Origin of the sequence: Hydrogenophaga sp., assembly GCF_041633695.1 — a bacterium.
Classification (GTDB): Bacteria; Pseudomonadota; Gammaproteobacteria; order Burkholderiales; family Burkholderiaceae_C; genus Hydrogenophaga.
Genome location: NZ_JBFJMY010000768.1, coordinates 1 through 1017 on the forward strand (window position 1 = coordinate 1; position 1017 = coordinate 1017).

General features: G+C 59.6%; 2 protein-coding genes. One reads left to right on the plus strand and one right to left on the minus strand.

All coding sequences use genetic code 11. From position 1 onward, the window contains the following. Nucleotides 1–308 (plus strand): IclR family transcriptional regulator C-terminal domain-containing protein (locus tag ABYB95_RS23960; protein ID WP_372663006.1); only part of this gene is annotated, 308 nt, incomplete at its 5' end. A gap of 15 nt (nucleotides 309–323) precedes the next feature. Here the strand turns inward: ABYB95_RS23960 and ABYB95_RS23965 are convergent. Next, the coding region (locus tag ABYB95_RS23965) for a hypothetical protein (RefSeq protein ID WP_372663009.1) at nucleotides 324–1017 on the minus strand (694 nt) is incomplete at its 5' end.

Here is a 1017-nt window from a genome sequence, read left to right on the forward strand (position 1 = left end):
CGATGGTGCATGAGCTCGTGCCGTTCTTCGCACCGATTCCGATGTACGCGCTTGGAATCTTGGTATGCGTCGTTCAAACGGTTGTGTTTTGCCTCCTTTCGACGGTCTACATTTCGATGGCCATCGCACAGGAAGAGCACGAACTGGGTGTGCTGGCGCTGGCGGTACCGCTGCGCAACATGCAGGGACGCACGGTCGCGGCGCTCAACGCAGTGGCTTCGCCCGACCGGTTCGAGGCGCTCCGGTTCCAGCAGGAGCTGATGCCGCTGCTGCTGGATGCGGCTCGGGAATTGCGGCCGTTGCTTTGATTGCGCCGCTTGCGCCTACGGTTGGGCCACTTGGTAGCGATCGATGCAGGTGGCAGGTTCGCTAGGGCTGATTGGGACAGACATCCAAGATTCTCGCAACGTCCACAAAACGACACGCCCGCAGCCGGTTGCAAGCGGTTGCCCTCTTTCCATGCGGACTTCGTTGCCAAATACATAGCGCTGAGTCCGAGCGGGCTCCGTCGTTGTCGTTTTCCCGATTCTGAGTGCGATATCTACGGCATGACTCAACATCGTCGCAAGTGCATCCCGAAAAAGCTGAGCGTCGTTGTCTAGCCATTTTGTCAGCGGTTCATCGCCCTCTCGGGGCGGCGAAACGACCTGAACGACTCCATCAAACCGGACTTGCCTTGCGGCCTCGGCATCTTGAACGCGAACGCCGGTGTCCAAAACGATGACGCGGTGGTCGGTTGCCACGCGAAAATGAGGTTGCAGGTATACGACGCGTGGAGGCGTCGCCGGTTGGGTGTTGGCACTGATTAGACGGGATTGCACGTCCAGAGCAAGCTGATCGAAGTTCAAACGATCTATGGCGCCTTGGTAAGGGAGCAGCGCCTGGTCTGAAGCGGTTTGGCGGGCCTTGCGCTCGCTCTCCCGTGTGCCATTGACCAACAGCGAGTGCGTGAGGATGGCCACAAGCAACCCAGCTGCATTGGGTGCCGGGTACAGAATGGTGCCCGTTGATCCGGCC